The sequence below is a fragment of the Brevundimonas sp. NPDC055311 genome, assembly GCF_053645695.1.
In genome coordinates, this window is sequence record NZ_JBSHMV010000001.1 from 1,181,499 (window position 1) to 1,197,172 (window position 15,674).

The 15,674-nt window shown below is 69.0% G+C and carries 16 protein-coding genes and 1 pseudogene; 13 read left to right on the forward strand and 4 right to left on the reverse strand.

The window, feature by feature from the left end; all coding sequences use genetic code 11:
• Nucleotides 1-21 precede the first annotated feature (21 nt).
• Nucleotides 22-1,230 carry an NAD(P)/FAD-dependent oxidoreductase gene (locus ACWIDZ_RS05745; protein ID WP_453989131.1) on the reverse strand — a complete coding sequence of 403 codons (1,209 nt, stop codon included), beginning with the start codon at nucleotides 1,228-1,230 and terminating at the stop codon, nucleotides 22-24.
• Between the two features lie 105 nt (nucleotides 1,231-1,335).
• Nucleotides 1,336-2,469: pseudogene (locus tag ACWIDZ_RS05750) on the reverse strand (urea transporter).
• A 24-nt stretch (nucleotides 2,470-2,493) separates the two neighbouring features.
• Here ACWIDZ_RS05750 and ACWIDZ_RS05755 point away from each other — a divergent pair.
• From ACWIDZ_RS05755 to ACWIDZ_RS05815, 13 genes are all read left to right on the forward strand, one after another.
• Nucleotides 2,494-2,778, forward strand: a complete 285-nt coding sequence (locus tag ACWIDZ_RS05755) for a YerC/YecD family TrpR-related protein (protein WP_453989132.1) — start codon at nucleotides 2,494-2,496, stop codon at nucleotides 2,776-2,778.
• Between the two features lie 9 nt (nucleotides 2,779-2,787).
• Complete coding sequence (hisG, locus tag ACWIDZ_RS05760) at nucleotides 2,788-3,669, forward strand: ATP phosphoribosyltransferase (RefSeq protein ID WP_453989133.1); 882 nt, start codon at nucleotides 2,788-2,790, stop codon at nucleotides 3,667-3,669.
• The gene (hisD, locus tag ACWIDZ_RS05765; RefSeq protein ID WP_453989134.1) at nucleotides 3,669-4,976 is read left to right on the forward strand and encodes a histidinol dehydrogenase; all 1,308 of its coding nucleotides are present in this window, start codon (nucleotides 3,669-3,671) and stop codon (nucleotides 4,974-4,976) included. Before hisG ends, hisD begins: the two co-directional genes overlap by 1 nt.
• A 181-nt stretch (nucleotides 4,977-5,157) precedes the next feature.
• Entirely contained in the window at nucleotides 5,158-6,591 is a 1,434-nt protein-coding gene (gene hisB, locus ACWIDZ_RS05770) for an imidazoleglycerol-phosphate dehydratase HisB (RefSeq protein ID WP_453989135.1), read from the forward strand.
• Nucleotides 6,588-7,187, forward strand: coding sequence for an imidazole glycerol phosphate synthase subunit HisH (gene hisH, locus ACWIDZ_RS05775; protein WP_453989136.1), 600 nt, complete (start codon nucleotides 6,588-6,590; stop codon nucleotides 7,185-7,187). The genes hisB and hisH overlap by 4 nt, the downstream gene beginning before the upstream one ends.
• Nucleotides 7,188-7,368: 181 nt before the next feature.
• A complete protein-coding gene (gene hisA, locus ACWIDZ_RS05780) occupies nucleotides 7,369-8,103 on the forward strand; it encodes a 1-(5-phosphoribosyl)-5-[(5-phosphoribosylamino)methylideneamino]imidazole-4-carboxamide isomerase (RefSeq protein WP_453989137.1) in 735 nt (244 codons plus the stop codon).
• Complete coding sequence (hisF, locus tag ACWIDZ_RS05785) at nucleotides 8,100-8,867, forward strand: imidazole glycerol phosphate synthase subunit HisF (RefSeq protein ID WP_453989139.1); 768 nt, start codon at nucleotides 8,100-8,102, stop codon at nucleotides 8,865-8,867. The genes hisA and hisF overlap by 4 nt, the downstream gene beginning before the upstream one ends.
• Before the next feature lie 156 nt (nucleotides 8,868-9,023).
• Nucleotides 9,024-9,647 (forward strand): bifunctional phosphoribosyl-AMP cyclohydrolase/phosphoribosyl-ATP diphosphatase HisIE, encoded by a 624-nt coding sequence (hisIE, locus tag ACWIDZ_RS05790; protein WP_452112144.1) that lies wholly within the window; start codon nucleotides 9,024-9,026, stop codon nucleotides 9,645-9,647.
• 46 nt (nucleotides 9,648-9,693) lie between these two features.
• Nucleotides 9,694-11,148, forward strand: coding sequence for a glucose-6-phosphate dehydrogenase (zwf, locus tag ACWIDZ_RS05795; RefSeq protein WP_453989140.1), 1,455 nt, complete (start codon nucleotides 9,694-9,696; stop codon nucleotides 11,146-11,148).
• A complete protein-coding gene (gene pgl / locus ACWIDZ_RS05800) occupies nucleotides 11,145-11,852 on the forward strand; it encodes a 6-phosphogluconolactonase (protein ID WP_453989141.1) in 708 nt (235 codons plus the stop codon). The genes zwf and pgl overlap by 4 nt, the downstream gene beginning before the upstream one ends.
• The gene (gene edd / locus ACWIDZ_RS05805; RefSeq protein ID WP_453989142.1) at nucleotides 11,852-13,741 is read left to right on the forward strand and encodes a phosphogluconate dehydratase; all 1,890 of its coding nucleotides are present in this window, start codon (nucleotides 11,852-11,854) and stop codon (nucleotides 13,739-13,741) included. The genes pgl and edd overlap by 1 nt, the downstream gene beginning before the upstream one ends.
• Before the next feature lie 31 nt (nucleotides 13,742-13,772).
• On the forward strand, nucleotides 13,773-14,741 hold the full coding sequence (gene glk, locus ACWIDZ_RS05810; protein ID WP_453989143.1) for a glucokinase: 969 nt from the start codon (nucleotides 13,773-13,775) through the stop codon (nucleotides 14,739-14,741).
• 74 nt (nucleotides 14,742-14,815) lie between these two features.
• The gene (locus tag ACWIDZ_RS05815; protein ID WP_338577891.1) at nucleotides 14,816-15,118 is read left to right on the forward strand and encodes a hypothetical protein; all 303 of its coding nucleotides are present in this window, start codon (nucleotides 14,816-14,818) and stop codon (nucleotides 15,116-15,118) included.
• Between the two features lie 59 nt (nucleotides 15,119-15,177).
• Here the strand turns inward: ACWIDZ_RS05815 and ACWIDZ_RS05820 are convergent, their stop codons facing one another.
• A complete protein-coding gene (locus ACWIDZ_RS05820) occupies nucleotides 15,178-15,540 on the reverse strand; it encodes a hypothetical protein (RefSeq protein ID WP_453989144.1) in 363 nt (120 codons plus the stop codon).
• A complete protein-coding gene (locus ACWIDZ_RS05825) occupies nucleotides 15,537-15,671 on the reverse strand; it encodes a homogentisate 1,2-dioxygenase domain-containing protein (RefSeq protein WP_453988731.1) in 135 nt (44 codons plus the stop codon). The genes ACWIDZ_RS05820 and ACWIDZ_RS05825 overlap by 4 nt, the downstream gene beginning before the upstream one ends.
• Nucleotides 15,672-15,674 lie beyond the last annotated feature (3 nt).

The following is a 15,674-nucleotide window of genomic DNA, read 5'->3' on the forward strand; positions in this document are numbered from 1 at the left end:
GGTGTCACACAGAAGTCACACCTACCCCTTGGCCACCGCCTTGATCGACGTCGAGGGATCGCCCAGCAGGGCGTCGTCGACCGGCGTCCCCTTCCCGATCAGCAGTCGCCCGCCCATGAAGTCGGCCGGGGCGTTCACCGCCTCGACGCAGACGATGCGTTCGCCGCTGAGGTGGAAGACGGAGAAGGCGCCGCCGGCCGGATCGCCGCGCACCAACTGGCGGTCGGCGTCGAAGGGCACGCCCGCGATCTGCAGCTTGACGTCGTACTGGTCGGACCAGAACCACGGCACTTCCGGCGCCGGGGCTGCGCGGCCGACGATGGCTGAGGCCGCCTGCTTGGCCTGCTCCAGGGCGTTGGGCACGCTCTCCAGCCGATGCATGACGCCGCCGTGGATCGGGATGGGCCGCCGCGTCACATCGCCGATCGCGTAGATGTTCGGGTCATTGGTGCGGGCCACCGCATCGACGACCACGCCATTGTCGCAGGCCAACCCCGCCGTTCGCGCCAGAGCCTCGCAGGCGAAGGCGCCGACGCCGACCAGAACCGCGTCCGCCGCGATCAGTTCGCCGTCCGCCAGACGCACGCCCGCATCCTCGAACCCAGCGACCTCGACGCCGGTCAGGATCTCGACGCCGTGCTTTTTGTGCAGTTCGGTAAAGAAGGTCGACAGGGGCTGCGACGCCACGCGGGCCAGCACCCGGTCCATGCGCTCGATCACCACCGCCTCGGCGCCCAGCGCACGGGCCGAGGCCGCCGCCTCCAGACCCACATAGCCGCCGCCGACCACCGCCAACCGCTTGCCGGGGGCGAGAACCGCCTTCAGCCGCTCGGCGTCCTCCAGGGTGCGAAGCTCCAGCAGGTCGGGCCGATCCGCGCCGGGGATGGCCAGCTTGCGCGCCGTCGAGCCGGTTGCCAGGATCAGCACGTCATAGGTCTCGACCGCGCCGTCGGCGAAGGTCACGGTTTTCACGCCTGCGTCGATGGCGGTCGCCGTGACGCCGGTGCGCAGGGCGATGTTTTGCTCGGCGTAGAAGCTCTCGGGGCGCAGCAGCAGGTCCTCCAGACCCGCCTCCCCCTTCAGCCAGGCCTTGGACAGGGGCGGCCGCTGATAGGGCGGCGCGCTCTCCTGCCCCGCTAGGACGATCTCGCCCTCGAACCCATACTGCCTCAGCAGCGCCGCCGCCGAGCCCCCCGCGTGTCCCGCGCCGATGATCAGAACCTTGCTCATGGCGGACAGATAGGGCGGCGAGTGGCGAGTGGCGAGTGGCGAGATGCGCCTTTTCCCGATCGCCGGCAGACGGCGAGGGCAGCCAAGGGCCGGGAGTTGTTCGCGTCAGCCTGTCTCCACCACGCCGACGCGAGGAAACAGGGACGCCGCCATCACGAAAACCCAGACGACCAGAACGAACGGCAGCGTCATGGCCGGCATGCCGATGGGTTCCAGGGCCGCAGACACGGCAGCGAAGACCACCGCTGCGGCTATGGTCGCCAGGCCGGCATAGACCAGGGAGAAAACGCCGGGACGGAGGAAGACGCTCGCCAAGGCGATAGCCGTCAGAACGCTATTGAAGCCAAAGGCGCCCGAACGAATGGCCGGCTCGGCCGCCCCCATCCCCCAGGCCGCCAGCAGGCCGATCAGCGAACCGCCCAGCGCCGCCGCAGCCGCGGGGCGCGAACTGATCAACAGGCCGACGACAAACAGACCGCCGGTGACCGGACTGGCCTGAAAGAAGACCTGGGCGACGCCGCTCAAGAGGCCCTCGATCAACGTCGATCCATTCACCACGCCTTCAACCGTCACCGCGTGCGGCAAGCCAGCCGTCGGCAACATGTCCGTGGACTGCAATCGTCCGAAACGCGCCGTCGCCAGAAAGACGCACAGGGTGGTGAAGACAAAGGGCGCTGTCAGCACCGGCATCTTCCACTGGCTGAACAGATTGAGCATGGCCGCCATCAGGACGCTGGAACAGGCGGCCGCGAAAACCACGCAGACCCATGTCAGCGCCCCAGGCTGCAAAAAGTAAAGCAGGCCGACAGCGACCAGGGCTCAATTAAAGCCAAACAGGCCAGCGCGCAGCCGCGCGGGGTCAGCCCCGAAAATCCAGGCGATCGCCGTGCTCGTCGTCGCCCCGACCAGGACACCGGCGCCGAACAGCGTGGAATTGTAGAAGACGCCGGCCAGAAACAGCAGGCCCGCATAGGTGCTGTTCTGGAGCATGACCTGGCCGACGCCGCGCAACACAGCGTCGATGAAGCCCAGCACGACAGCAGCGGGCCGGCGATCATCGAACAACATGCCCGTAGGGCCGAACCGAACACCCAGCATGATCCACCCCGCTATCCCGAGAATCCCGCATCCATAGCCCATCGCCTCCCGGGACGCCCGCCCTGCATGGCCACCGCCAAGCTTCTCCGCCCACATTGCCGCGCCGAGCCAGACATGACGAAGGGCCCTTGACCGTTCCATTGTTACAGCATAATGGAACACACCATGAGCACCGACGCCGCCAGGACTGCCCTGCTGGACGCCCTGCTCTCGCTGAAAACGCGGGAGGAGGCAGACGCGTTTCTGGCCGATCTGTGCACCCCGGCCGAGCTGCGCGCCATGACCGAGCGGTGGCAGGTGGCGCGGATGCTGGACGCCGGGGACAGGACCTATCGTGAGATCGCCGCCCAGGCCCCGGCCAGCCCGACCACCGTCGTGCGTGTCGCGCGCTCCCTGAAGGACATGCCGCACCAGGGCTATCGGCTGGTGCTGGACAGACTGAAAGCCTGAGTTGACATCATGAGCACGGTTCAGGGGCGGCTGCGCATCGCCGTCCAGAAATCCGGCCGTCTGGCCGAACGCAGCCTCGATCTGGTCCGCGATGCGGGCCTGCGCGTGGTCAAGGGCAACAACGACCTGCTGTACCGGATCGAGAACTATCCGATCGACCTGTTGCGGGTGCGCGACGACGACATTCCGACCTTCGTGGCGGACGGGGTCTGTGATCTGGGCATCGTCGGCGAGAATGTGCTGGAAGAGGTGAAGAACGGCGGGCCGAACGCAGAGGTCGTCATGCCGCTGGGCTTCGGGCGCTGCACGCTGAAGATCGCGACGCCGCCGGGGCTGGACTATGCCGGGCCGTCGTCGTTGCAGGGCTTAAGGATCGCGACCTCCTACCCCAAGATCCTGCGTCGCTTTCTGGATGAGGCGGGCGTCGACGCGGACATCGTCACCATGCGCGGCGCGGTCGAGGTGGCCCCCCGCCTGAAGCTGGCCGCCGCCATCTGCGATCTGGTCTCGACCGGAGCGACGCTGGAGGCCAACGGCCTGAGCGCGCGCGAGACGGTGCTGGACAGTCAGGCGGTGCTGATCAAGGCGCCGACGCCGCCCGAGGCCGGGCTTCAACACCTGCTGGACTCCATCGTCGAGCGGATGGCGGGCGTGGTGTCCTCGCAAGGGGCCAAATACGTGATGTTGAACGCGCCGCGCACGGCGTTGGACCGGATCACGGCTCTTCTGCCCGGCGCAGGCTCGCCCACCGTCATGCCCCTGTCGGGCCGCGACGACGCCGTGGCCGTCCACGCCGTGTGTCAGGAGGCGGTCTTCTGGGAGACGCTGGAGAAACTGAAGGCCGAAGGGGCGTCGGCCATACTGGTCCTGCCCATCGAGAAGATGATGTGATGAAGCGTATCGACTGGAACCAACTCGACGCCGCCGGACGCAAAGCCGCCCTGGCCCGCCCGCAGCGCCGCACCGAGGGCTTCGTCACCAGCGTGGTGCGCGAAATCTTCGACGACGTGCAGGCGCGGGGCGGCGAGGCCGTGACCGACTGGGCGACGCGTCTGGACGGCGCCGCGCCGCGCCGCATCGAGATCACCGAGGCGGCCGCCGCGAAGGCCCGCCGCGACCTGCCCCCCGCCGCCGCCCGCGCCCTGCGCGTCGCCGCCGACAATGTGCGCGTCTTCCATCAGGCGACCCGGCCCGAGGACACGCCCTTCATCGAGACGACGCCGGGCGTGAAGTCGAAACTGGTCTGGAGGCCCATCGGCTCGGCCGGGCTTTATGCGCCGGGCGGGACGGCGCCGCTGTTCTCGTCGCTGCTGATGCTGGCCATACCGGCGGGCGTGGCCGGGGTCGGGCGGCGCGTCGCCGTGACGCCGCCGTCGAAGGACGGCTCGGTCCACCCGGCCATGATCGCCGCCGCCGCCGAGGCGGGGCTGGACGAACTGTGGCTGCTGGGCGGGGCGCAGGCCATCGCCGCCCTGACCTTCGGCGTCGAGCTGGAAGACGGCGTCATCGCGCCCGTCGACAAGCTGTTCGGACCCGGCAACGCCTATGTGGCCGAGGCCAAGCGCTACGCCTCGTCCCTGCCCGGCGGCCCGGCCTGCGACCTGCCTGCGGGGCCGTCCGAGCTGCTGGTCATCGCCGACCGCGACGCCGATTTCGAGATCGCCGCCGCCGACCTGCTCAGTCAGGCCGAGCATGACGCGGACGCCCAGGTTATCCTCGTGTCCAACAGCGGCACGGCCCTGAGCGAGATCATCGCCGAGGTCGAGCGTCAGGTCGAAAGCCTGCCCCGCGCCGCCATCGCGCGCGCGTCTTTGGCCGAGGCCCGCGCCATCCGCGTGTGCGACATGGTCGAGGCGTGCGAAGTGGCGAACCTCTATGGCCCAGAACACCTGTCGATCCAGACAGAAGAAGCCGAGAAGCTGGTCGAGCGGATCAGCGCGGCGGGCGCGGTCTTCGTCGGGCGCTGGGCGGCGGAAACGCTGGGCGACTACGCCGCCGGGCCGAGTCACGTCCTGCCGACCGACGGCGCGGCGCGGACGCTGGGCGGCGTGACCACCGCCAGCTTCATGACCACCATGTCGGTGCAGACCGTCAGCGAACAGGGCGCCGCCGCACTGGCCCCCGTCGCCGCCGCACTGGCTCGGCTGGAGGGGCTGGAGGCCCACGCCAGAGCCGCCGATCTGAGGAGCGCGGGATGACCAACGATCTCTTCCTTCTTCCCTTGTGGGAGAAGGTGGGCGCCGGAGGCGCTCGGATGAGGGGCGTGCTGGCTTCGCCCTCAGCCCTCTTGCCTGTGGATACGCACCCCTCATCCGACCTGCTCCGCAGGCCACCTTCTCCCACAAGGGGAGAAGGACAGTGTGGCGCGGGAGAAAGGTCATGACGCTTCCCGCCCCCTATCCGCCGCTGGTGTCGGGTGGCGACGGCCTGGAGTGCTATCCGGTCGAGCCTGCCGCTCTGGCCGCCCGCATGGCCGCCCTTTACGGCGTCGGCGCCGATCAGGTGCTGCCGACGCGTGGACTGACGCACGGGCTGGAACTGGTCTGGCGCCTGGCCGCGCGCGACCGGCAGAAGGTGCAGGCGCCCGACGCCGAGCCCTATACGCAACTGGCCGCCCTTTACGCCCGCCCGGCCGACGGCGCCGACACCGCCGCCGTGATCATCCGCGCCCTCGGCTCGCCCGAGGCCGTGGCCGAGATGGCCGCGCGCGTCGCCCCCGCCCTGCTGGTCGTGGACGAGGGGCTGGTCGAGTTCGCCGACGCCCCCTCGGCCGCTGCCGTGGTGAAGGATCACGCCAATCTGATCGTCTTGCGCAGCCTGTCGCTGGCCTATGGGCTGGCCGGGGCGCGGGTCGGGGCGGCGGTCGCGCAAGAGGAAACGCTGGCGCGGCTGGCCGCAGTGTTGGAGCCCTACGCCCTGCCCGAAGCCTCGGTGCGGCTGGCGATGCAGGCGCTGGACCCGTCGCGGATGATGGAGACGGCCGAACGCATCAGCGGCGTGCGCCGCGAGCGCGCCCGCGTCGCCGAGGCCCTGTCGCGCATCATGGCGCTGGAGGCCGGGGTGGGGCCGGTGATCATCGCCAAGCCCTCTGATCCGGCAGGCGCGGTCGAGGCCCTGCGCCGCTATGGCTTAAGCGCCGATCCGGCGAGCGAGCGGCTACGCCTGCCCGTCTCGCTGACGCCCGAAGTCAACGACCGCCTGCTGACCGCCCTGGGCGCCGCCAGCCCCGGCGCGCGCCGCAATCGCATCGGTCAGGCCATCCGCGACACCAAGGAGACGCGCATCGTCTGCGCCGTCGATCTGGACAGCGCCGGGCCGGTGAAGATTGAAACCGGCGTCGGCTTCTTCGACCACATGATCGAACAGGTGGCGGCGCACGGCGGCTTCTCGATCCGCCTGTCGTGCGAAGGCGACCTGCACATCGACCCGCACCATACGATCGAGGATTGCGCCATTGCTCTGGGCCAAGCGTTGAAACAGGCGCTGGGCGATCGGCGCGGCATCGGCCGCTACGGCTTCGTCCTGCCGATGGACGAGGCCGAGGCGTCGGTCTCCATCGACCTGTCGGGGCGGCCCTATCCGGTGTTCGAGGGGACGTTCGCGACGCCGATGCTGGGCGATTACCGCACCGACCTGACGGCGCACGTCGTGCGGTCGCTGGCCGAGAATCTGGGCGCGGCGGTCCACGTCCGCGTCACCGGTGACGACGACCACCACAAGACCGAGGCCGTGTTCAAGGCGCTGGGCCGCGCCCTGCGTCAGGCCATCCGCGTCGAAGGCGACGCCGTGCCCAGCACCAAGGGGGTGCTGTGAACGTCACTCTGATCGGTTACGGCTCGGGCAATGTCGCTTCGGTGCGGTTCGCGCTGGAGCGGCTGGGCGCCCGGGTGCGGATCACCGACGACCCGGCCGATGTGGCTGAGGCCGAGCGGATCATCCTGCCCGGCGTCGGCGCCGCCGGTTACGCTATGCAGCGGCTAAAGACGCTGGACCTGATCGAGCCGTTGCGTCGGTTTTCGCGTCCCTTATTGGGCGTGTGTCTGGGCCAGCAGTTGTTGTTCGAGACGAGTGCGGAAGATGGCGGGGCCGACCTGCTGGGTCTGATCCCCGGCCGGGTCGAGGCCATCTTGCCCGCCCCCTCGCGCCCCTCGCCACACATGGGGTGGAGCCGTCTGACGATCCGTCGCGACGACCCGCTGCTGGACGGCGTCCAGTTCGGCGACTGGGCCTATTTCGTCCACGGCTTCGTCTGTCCCGACGGCCCGGCGACCCTCGCCGCCGCCGACTACGGCGTCGCCGTGCCCGCGATGGTCAACAGCGCCAACCGCTGGGGCTGCCAGTTCCACCCGGAACGCTCAGCCGCGCTCGGCGCGCGTATTCTGAAGAACTTCCTGGAGCTGACCGCGTGACCCCCTTTCTTTCGTCATCCTCCGACGAAGCGAAGCGGAGATCGGGGGACCCAGCGGCGCCGAAGGCGATCTTCGTCGCGAAGCTGGCGCGTAGTGTTTTCGCCCTGACGGGCGCCGCTGGGTTCCCCGGTCAGCGCCGCTTCGCGGCTTGCCGGAGAATGACGGCAGAGAGAGCAGAAATATGATCATCTACCCCGCCATTGACCTGATCGACGGCCATGCGGTTCGCCTGCTGCACGGCGATTTCAATCACGTGACCCGCTATGATTCCCATCCCGCCAACCGGCTGGCTGCCTTCACCGCCGAGGGGGCCGAGTGGATCCACGTCATCGACCTGGACGGGGCGCAGGCGGGCGAGGCGCGTCAGTATGCGCTGATCGGCGACATGGCCCAGGCCGTGGACATCAAGGTCCAGTCGGGCGGCGGCGTCCGCTCGGAAAAGGATATCGAGCACCTGCTGGGGGCCGGGATCAGCCGCGTCGTCATCGGCTCGCTGGCCGTCACCGATACGGATCAGGTGCTGAAATGGCTGGAGCAGTTCGGCCCCGACGCCATCGCCTTGGCCCTGGACGTCCGCTACGAGGACGGCCTGCCCGTGCCCGCCCTGAAGGGCTGGACCCAGTCGTCGGGCGTAGATCTGTGGAGCGTGCTGGAGCGCTATCCGGTCGGGATGCTGCGCCATATCCTGATCACGGACGTCGGTCGCGACGGCGCCCTGACCGGCCTGAATCAAGAGCTGCTCTCCGAAGCCATCCGCCGTCGGCCTGAGCTGGAGATCCAGGCCTCGGGCGGGGTGGCGGATCTGGACGACCTGACCGCCGCCAAGGCGATCGGCTGCGCCGGTGCCATTACCGGCCGCGCCCTCTATACCGGCCGCTTCACCGTGGCCGAGGCGCTGAAAGCCATCGCCCCATGACGGCGAGACGCATCATCCCCTGCCTCGACGTCAAGGACGGTCGCGTGGTCAAGGGCGTGCGGTTCGAGGGGCACGTCGACATGGGCGACGCCGCTGAACTGGCCGCGCGCTATCGCGATCAGGGGGCCGACGAACTTGTCTTCTATGACATCACGGCCAGCCCCGAGGGGCGGACGCTGGATTACGGCTGGGTGCAGGACATCGCCCGGCTGCTGGATATTCCCTTCTGCGTGGCGGGCGGCATCCGCACGGTGGAGCAGGCGGCGCGCTGCCTCGATCACGGCGCGGACAAGGTGTCGATCAACTCGCCCGCCCTCGAGCGACCCGAACTGATCGGCGAGATGGCCGCGCGGCTGGGGCGTCAGTGCGTCGTCGTCGGCGTCGACAGCGCCTTTCAGGACGGCGAATGGCGGGTGCACAAATACACCGGCGATCCGGACGCCCGGCGCGGCGCGGGGCGGCTGACGATGGAGTGGATCGTCGAGGCGCAGGGGCTGGGCGCCGGCGAAATCGTGCTGAACTGCATCGATCAGGACGGGGTGCGGCGCGGCTATGACCTGGACCAGTTGGCCGAAGCGCGGCGGCGGCTGACCATTCCGCTGGTCGCCTCGGGCGGGGCAGGCGCGGTCGAGCATTTCCGCGACGTGTTCGTGGAGGCGGATGTGTCGGGCGCGTTGGCGGCCAGCGTGTTTCACTCAGGCGCGATCACAGTGCCGGAGTTGAAACGTTATCTGGATCAGCAGGGCGTGGAGGTGAGGATATGAACTGGCCCTCCCCTCCCGCTCATCCCGGCGGACGCCGGGATCCAGTGCTTTGGCCTCAAACGCAGACCTGCAGGCTTTCAAGCACATGATCTCCAACGCCGCGTTGCGTGGCTCTTACTGGATCCCGGCGTCCGCCGGGATGAGCGGATTAGAATGATGCTCGACCTTCAATCCATCGACTTCGCCAAAGGAAACGGCCTGATCCCAGCCGTGGTGCAGGACGCCGACACCCTGCAGGTGCTGACGCTGGCCTATATGGACGAAGCGGCGCTGCGCGAGACGCTGGACAGCGGCCAGGCCACCTTCTTCTCGCGCTCGCGCGGGGGGCGGTGGCGCAAGGGCGAAACGTCGGGCGATTTCCTCAACGTCGTCTCGGTGACGCCCGACTGCGACGGCGACGCCGTGGTGGTGAAGGTGCGCCCGGTCGGGAATGCCTGCCACCTGAACCGCATCAGCTGCTTCGGCGAGGAGGACGCGCCGGGGCTCGGCCGCGTCGGCCGGCTCGAGCGCACCATCCATGTCCGCGCCCAGGCCGATCCCAACGACAGCTGGACCGCGCGCCTGATCGCGCAAGGCCCCAAACGCGCCGCGCAGAAGGTCGGCGAAGAGGGGGTCGAAACGGCCCTGGCCGGGGCGGCGGGAGATAATACGGAACTCGCCAGTGAGGCGGCGGATTTGATCTATCACCTGCTGGTGCTTCTGCACGCCCGTCACATGGTGTTTCAGGACGTGCTGGATGTCTTGGCCCGGCGGGCGGAACCAGCCAATCACTCTGGCTGACTACGGTCTCGCTTGGCGGGCCGATCTTCTGCGAGGGAGGCCCTAGATGGCGGCTTTGATCCTGTTCGGCGGCGGCGGCGACCTCGCCATGCGGATGCTTCTGCCGTCGCTCTACTTCCTGGATCATGACGGCCTTCTGCCCCAGGGGCTCAAGATCATCGGCGCCGCCCGATCTCAGGAGACGGCCGAGGACTACATCGCCAAGGTGCGCCAGGCGGTGCAGCCCCGCGCCGAGGCCGACGACGCCTGGGACGAGGCCAGCTGGGCGCGCCTGGCCGCCCGGCTCGATTACCTGGCGGTGGACGCCACCGACGCCGAGAGCCTGCGCGCGTTGAAGGCCCGGTCCGGCGAAGGGGACACCGTCTCCTTCCTGGCGGTGTCGCCCTCTCTCTACGGCCGCATCGTCACAGCCATGAAGGCGGCCGGCCTGGCCGAGAAAAACGATCGCATCGTGCTGGAGAAGCCGGTCGGCCGAGACCTGGAGAGCTTCCTCGAAATCGACGACGCCGTGGCCCACGCCTTCGATGAGCGGCAGGTGTTCCGCATCGACCACTACCTGGGCAAGGAGACGGTGCAGAACCTGATCGCCCTGCGCTTCGGCAACGCCATCTTCGAACCGCTGTGGAACAATCTGACCATCGACCATGTGCAGATCACGGTCGGTGAGACGGTCGGCGTCGGCGACCGCTGGCCCTATTACGACGAATACGGCGCGCTGCGGGACATGGTGCAGAACCATATGCTGCAGCTGCTGTGCCTCGTGGCGATGGAGCCGCCCAGCGACCTGGACCCGGATTCGGTGCGCAACGAAAAGGTGAAGGTGCTGCGCTCCCTGCGCCCCGTCACCGCCGAGGACGCCGAACGCGTCACCGTGCGCGGCCAGTATGTGGAAGGCGCGGTCGAGGGCCGCACCGTCGACAGCTATGAGACCGAGCGCGGCCAGCCGTCGGACACGGAGACCTTCGTCGCCATCCGGGCCGATATCGACAACTGGCGCTGGGCGGGGGTGCCCTTCTTCATGCGCACCGGCAAGCGGCTTCCAGAGAAGCGCACCGAGATCGTCATCCAGTTCAAGCCGGTGCCCCACTCCATCTTCGGCCACGGCGAGCGCGGGGCCATCTATGACAACCGCCTGGTCATCGAGCTTCAGCCCGATGAGGACATCTCCCTGTCGGTCATGAACAAGAAGCCGGGGCTGGAGCAGAGGATGCAGCTTCAACCGATCCAGATGAGTCTGTCGTGGGGGCAGGACGGCAAGGACGCCGCGCCGCCGCGCCGCCGCATCGCCTATGAACGGTTGCTGTTGGACGCCCTGCACGGCGACTCCACCCTGTTCGTGCGCCGAGACGAGGCGGAACAGGCCTGGAAATGGATCGATGAGGTGGCCGACGCCTGGGCCTGCCGCGAGTGCCGGCCGCTGGACTATGACGCCGGGACCTGGGGGCCGGAGGCGGCCGACCTGCTGCTGTCGCGCACGGGCCGGAAGTGGAACACGCGATGATTAAGAGCCAGACCTTTACCACCCGCGACGTCTGGGCCGAAGCTGCAGCGAACGCGCTGGCCGAGGCGTTGGCGGACGCCCTGGCTGCAGGCGGACGCGCCCTGTTCGCCGGATCGGGCGGATCGACGCCCTCGCCCATCTACGCGCGGTTGTCTGAGGCCGACCTCGACTGGGCCGGGGTTACGGCGACCCTGGTTGACGAGCGCTATGTGCCCGAAACCTCGCCTGACTCGAATGCAGCCTTGCTGAAGCGCAACCTGTTGACCGGCCGGGCCGCCGCGGCGCGCTTCACGCCCCTCTACAGCCCCGCCGTGACAGTGGATCGCGCCGCCGCAATCGCCTCTCAGGCGCTGGCCGCCGAGGGCCGCCCGCTGGACGCCGTTCTACTGGGCATGGGGGAGGACGGACACATCTGCTCCATGTTCCCCGGCAGTCCGACGCTGACGACCCTGCTGACGCCGGGCCTGAAGCCCGCCGTCTACGGCGTGCCCTCCGGGCGTGACGGCGCGGCGCCGCCGCAGGAGCGGCTGACGCTCAACCTGCCCTGGCTGGTCTCAGCCCGGCGCCTGGTGCTGGCCCTGACCGGAGCCGGCAAGCGCGCGGTATACGAGCGCGAGGCGGCGAGCGATCCCGCCGTAAACCCCATCGCCGCCCTGATCGCGGCGAACGCCCCCCTTGAAGTGTTCTGGACGGAGGCCGAGTGATGGCGCTCAATCCTGTGGTGGCTGAGGTCACCGCCCGCATCGTCGAACGCAGCCGCAAGACCCGCGCCGACTATCTGCGCCGCATGGACGCGACGACGGGATCGGGGCCGGGGCGGGGCAAGCTGTCCTGCGCCAACTGGGCCCACGCCTTTGCGGGTCAGACCGTGGCCGACAAGCTGACGGCCATGACCGGCGCCCAGCCCAACCTCGGCGTCGTCACCGCCTATAACGACATGCTGTCGGCGCATCAGCCGTTCGAGCGCTTTCCGGAGGTTATCCGTCAGGCCGCGCGCGAGGTCGGCGCCACGGCCCAGGTGGCGGGCGGAACCCCGGCCATGTGCGACGGCGTCACGCAAGGGCGGCCCGGCATGGAGCTGAGCCTGTTCAGCCGCGACGTCATCGCCATGTCGACGGGGGTGGCCCTGACCCACGATGCGTTCGACGCCGCCCTGATGCTGGGCGTGTGCGACAAGATCGTGCCGGGGCTGTTCATGGGCGCCCTGGCCTTCGGCCATCTGCCGGTGGTCTTCGCCCCGGCCGGGCCGATGCCCTCGGGCCTTCCCAACGCCGAGAAGGCTCGCGTCCGCGCCGAATACGCCCAAGGCCTGATCGACCGCGCCGAACTCCTGAAGAGCGAGATCGCCTCCTATCATTCGCCCGGCACCTGCACCTTCTACGGCACGGCCAACTCCAACCAGATGATGATGGAGGTCGCCGGGCTGCACATGCCCTCGACCGCCTTCGTGCATCCCGACACGGGGCTGCGCGACGCCCTGACGGCGGCGGCGACCAAGCGGGCGATCGAACTGGCGCGCGAGGGGCGCGGCCGCATGGCCGACGTCGTGTCGGAGAAGACCATCGTCAACATGATCGTCGCCCTGCTGGCGACCGGCGGCTCGACCAACCACGCCATCCATCTGGTCGCCATGGCGCGGGCTGCGGGGGTGCTGATCGACTGGACCGACATGGACCAGCTGTCGTCGGTGACGCCGTTGCTGGCGCGGGTCTATCCCAACGGTTCAGCCGACGTGAACGCCTTCCAGGCGGCGGGCGGCGTGGCCTTCGTCACCCGCGAACTGGTCGAGGCCGGGAACCTGCATCCCGACGTGACCACCATCATGGGTCAGGGGCTCGAGCCGTACTTCAAGGAGCCTCGGCTGGAAGACGGCGAACTGGTCTGGCGCGACACGGTGAAGGAGAGTCTGGACCTGACCATCCTGCGCCCCGCCTCCGACCCGTTCGACCGCGAGGGGGGCCTGCGGCTGGTGCAGGGCGATCTGGGACGGGCGGTGATCAAGGTCTCGGCGGTCAAGCCCGAGAACCGCATCGTCGAGGCCCCCGCCGCCGTGTTCGAGACCCAGGAAGACGCCTTGCAGGCCTTCAAGGACGGCAGGCTGAACCGCGACGTGGTGCTGGTGCTGCGCTTCCAGGGACCCAAGGCCAACGGCATGCCGGAACTGCACAGCCTGTCGCCGGCTCTGTCTGTGCTGCAGGACAAGGGCTTCAAGGTCGCCTTCGTCACCGACGGCCGCATGTCGGGCGCCAGCGGCAAGACGCCCGCCGCCATCCATGTCAGCCCCGAAGCCCTGGCCGGCGGCCCCCTGGCCTACGTGCGCGACGGCGACGTGATCCGGCTGGACCCCGAAGCGGGAGTGCTGACCACGGTGGGGATCGAGGATCTGGACGCACGCCCGGCGGCGAAGCGCTCGCGCGCCCATGCCGAAGGCTCGTCCTGGGGTTATGGTCGTGAACTGTTCGGCGCCTTCCGTCAGACGGTGTCGACGGCGGAGGAAGGCGCCAGCGTCTGCTTCGCCTCGCCCGTCGGCGCCAACGGCCATGACGACGGCCCGCCCGATCCGAACCTGGTCGATCGCGCCGTGGACGCCTGAACCCACCAGGAGAACCCGCGAAGGAGAAAGCATGAGGGACGCGACCCTATTGGTAGGCGACGTCGGCGGAACCAACGCCCGCTTCGCCCTGGCCCGCATGGTCGACGGCCATCCTCGGCTCGAGCATTTCGACAGCTTCCCGGCCGAGACCTATCCGACCTTTCTCCAGGGGGTGCAGGCCTACCTCGACGACTGCGCGATCAAGCCCGCAGGCGGGGTCATCGCCGTGGCCGGGCCGGTCACGGACGGCGCCATCGACCTGACCAACTCGCCCTGGCGTCTGTCGGAGAAGGAGCTCCAGTCGCTGGGTCTCAATCCCGCCCGGCTGATTAACGATTTCGAGGCCCTGGCCTGGGGCGCGCCGATCGTGCCGGCTGACCAGCTGGCGCCCCTGGGCGGGCCGACCGAAGGCGATCCTCACGCCGCCATCGCCGTGCTGGGTCCCGGCACGGGCTTCGGCATGTCCGCCCTGGCGCGCGACGCCCGCGGGCGCGAGATGGCCCTGCCCAGCGAAGGCGGCCACGCCTGTTTCGCTCCCGGCGACGAGGTCGAGGACGAGGTGCTCCGCATCCTGCGCCGCCGCTACGACCGCGTGTCCATCGAACGATTGATCTGCGGACCGGGCCTGCTGAACCTGCATCGCGCCCTGGCCGAGATCGACGGCCGCGAGAGCCATATCGACGACCCCGCCCAGATCACGACCCAGGCGCTGGACGATCCGAACAGTCCCTGCGGCGCCACCCTGGCCCGCTTCTGCGCCATGCTGGGCGCCGTGGCTGGAGACATCGCCCTGACCACCGGCGCGCGCGGCGGGGTCTATATCGCCGGCGGCATCGTCCCGCGCATCCTGCCCTTCATCCAGGCCAGCCCCTTCCGCCGACGGTTCGAGCGCAAGGGACGTTTTCAGGACTATATGGCCGCCATCCCCACCAAGGTGATCCTGCATGAACACGCCGCCCTTTTGGGCGCGGCGCGCGTGGCCTTCGCCGAAGCAGGCTGAAAAACGTGATCACAGAGGCGTGAACCGATTGTGAGCCCGCGAGTTTCCAAGGCTCAACCATCTGGAGCACAACCATGCGCAAACTCGTTCTCGCCGCTGTTTCCGTCGCCGCCATGACCGGCCTGGCCGCCTGCCAGAACCCGGCCGAGAAGGAAGCGGACGCTCGCGCCGACGCCGTGGAAGCGGAAGCCGACGTCACCGCCACGCAGCTTGAGAACCAGGCCGACGTCGCCCCGACCGACGCACAGGCCGACGCCCTCAACGCCCAGGCCGACGCCGTGCAGAAGAAGGCCGACGAGAAGGCTGACGCCATCAAGGCCGAGGCCGGCAACCTGGACGGCGGCATGACCACCTCGAACACCCCGCCGAAGTCCTAAACAGACCTCGCACAGAACAAGGGCCCCGTCGTGATCGCGACGGGGCCCTTTTCATGACGTCAGTCGATGCAGAGCGTCGGCTTGGCCTGACTGTGCTCGATCACGGTGCGACAGCCGAAACGATTGCTGTCTGCGGCGCAGAAGCCGCTCGCGGCCGCGCCGACCGCAGGGCGGGCGTCAGCGGACGCCAGGCAGTCGCCCTGACACTGGGCGCCGTCGGTGCAGGGCTTCCCCGCATCGGCGTAGCGAATGACGCACTGGACGCTCTGCAGCCGTCCCACGGGACGCATCTCTCCGCCCCGAGCGGCGCAGGCCGCGACCTCGGCGGACTGATCGGTCGCCTTCTCGGCGGACGGCGCGCATCCGGCCAGCGCCAGCAGAGCCGAAAGCCCCGCCGCCACGATGATCGATTTCCCCCTCACGCCGTGCGGCCTTTCTGAAAGCCGGTCCAGCAGTCGTCGTAGTCGAGCTGCATCAGCGGCGTCTGCTCGGCCCATAGCGTGGTGCGGATGGGCATGCGCGTCTCGAACATGAAGGCCAGGGTGTTCTCGATCTT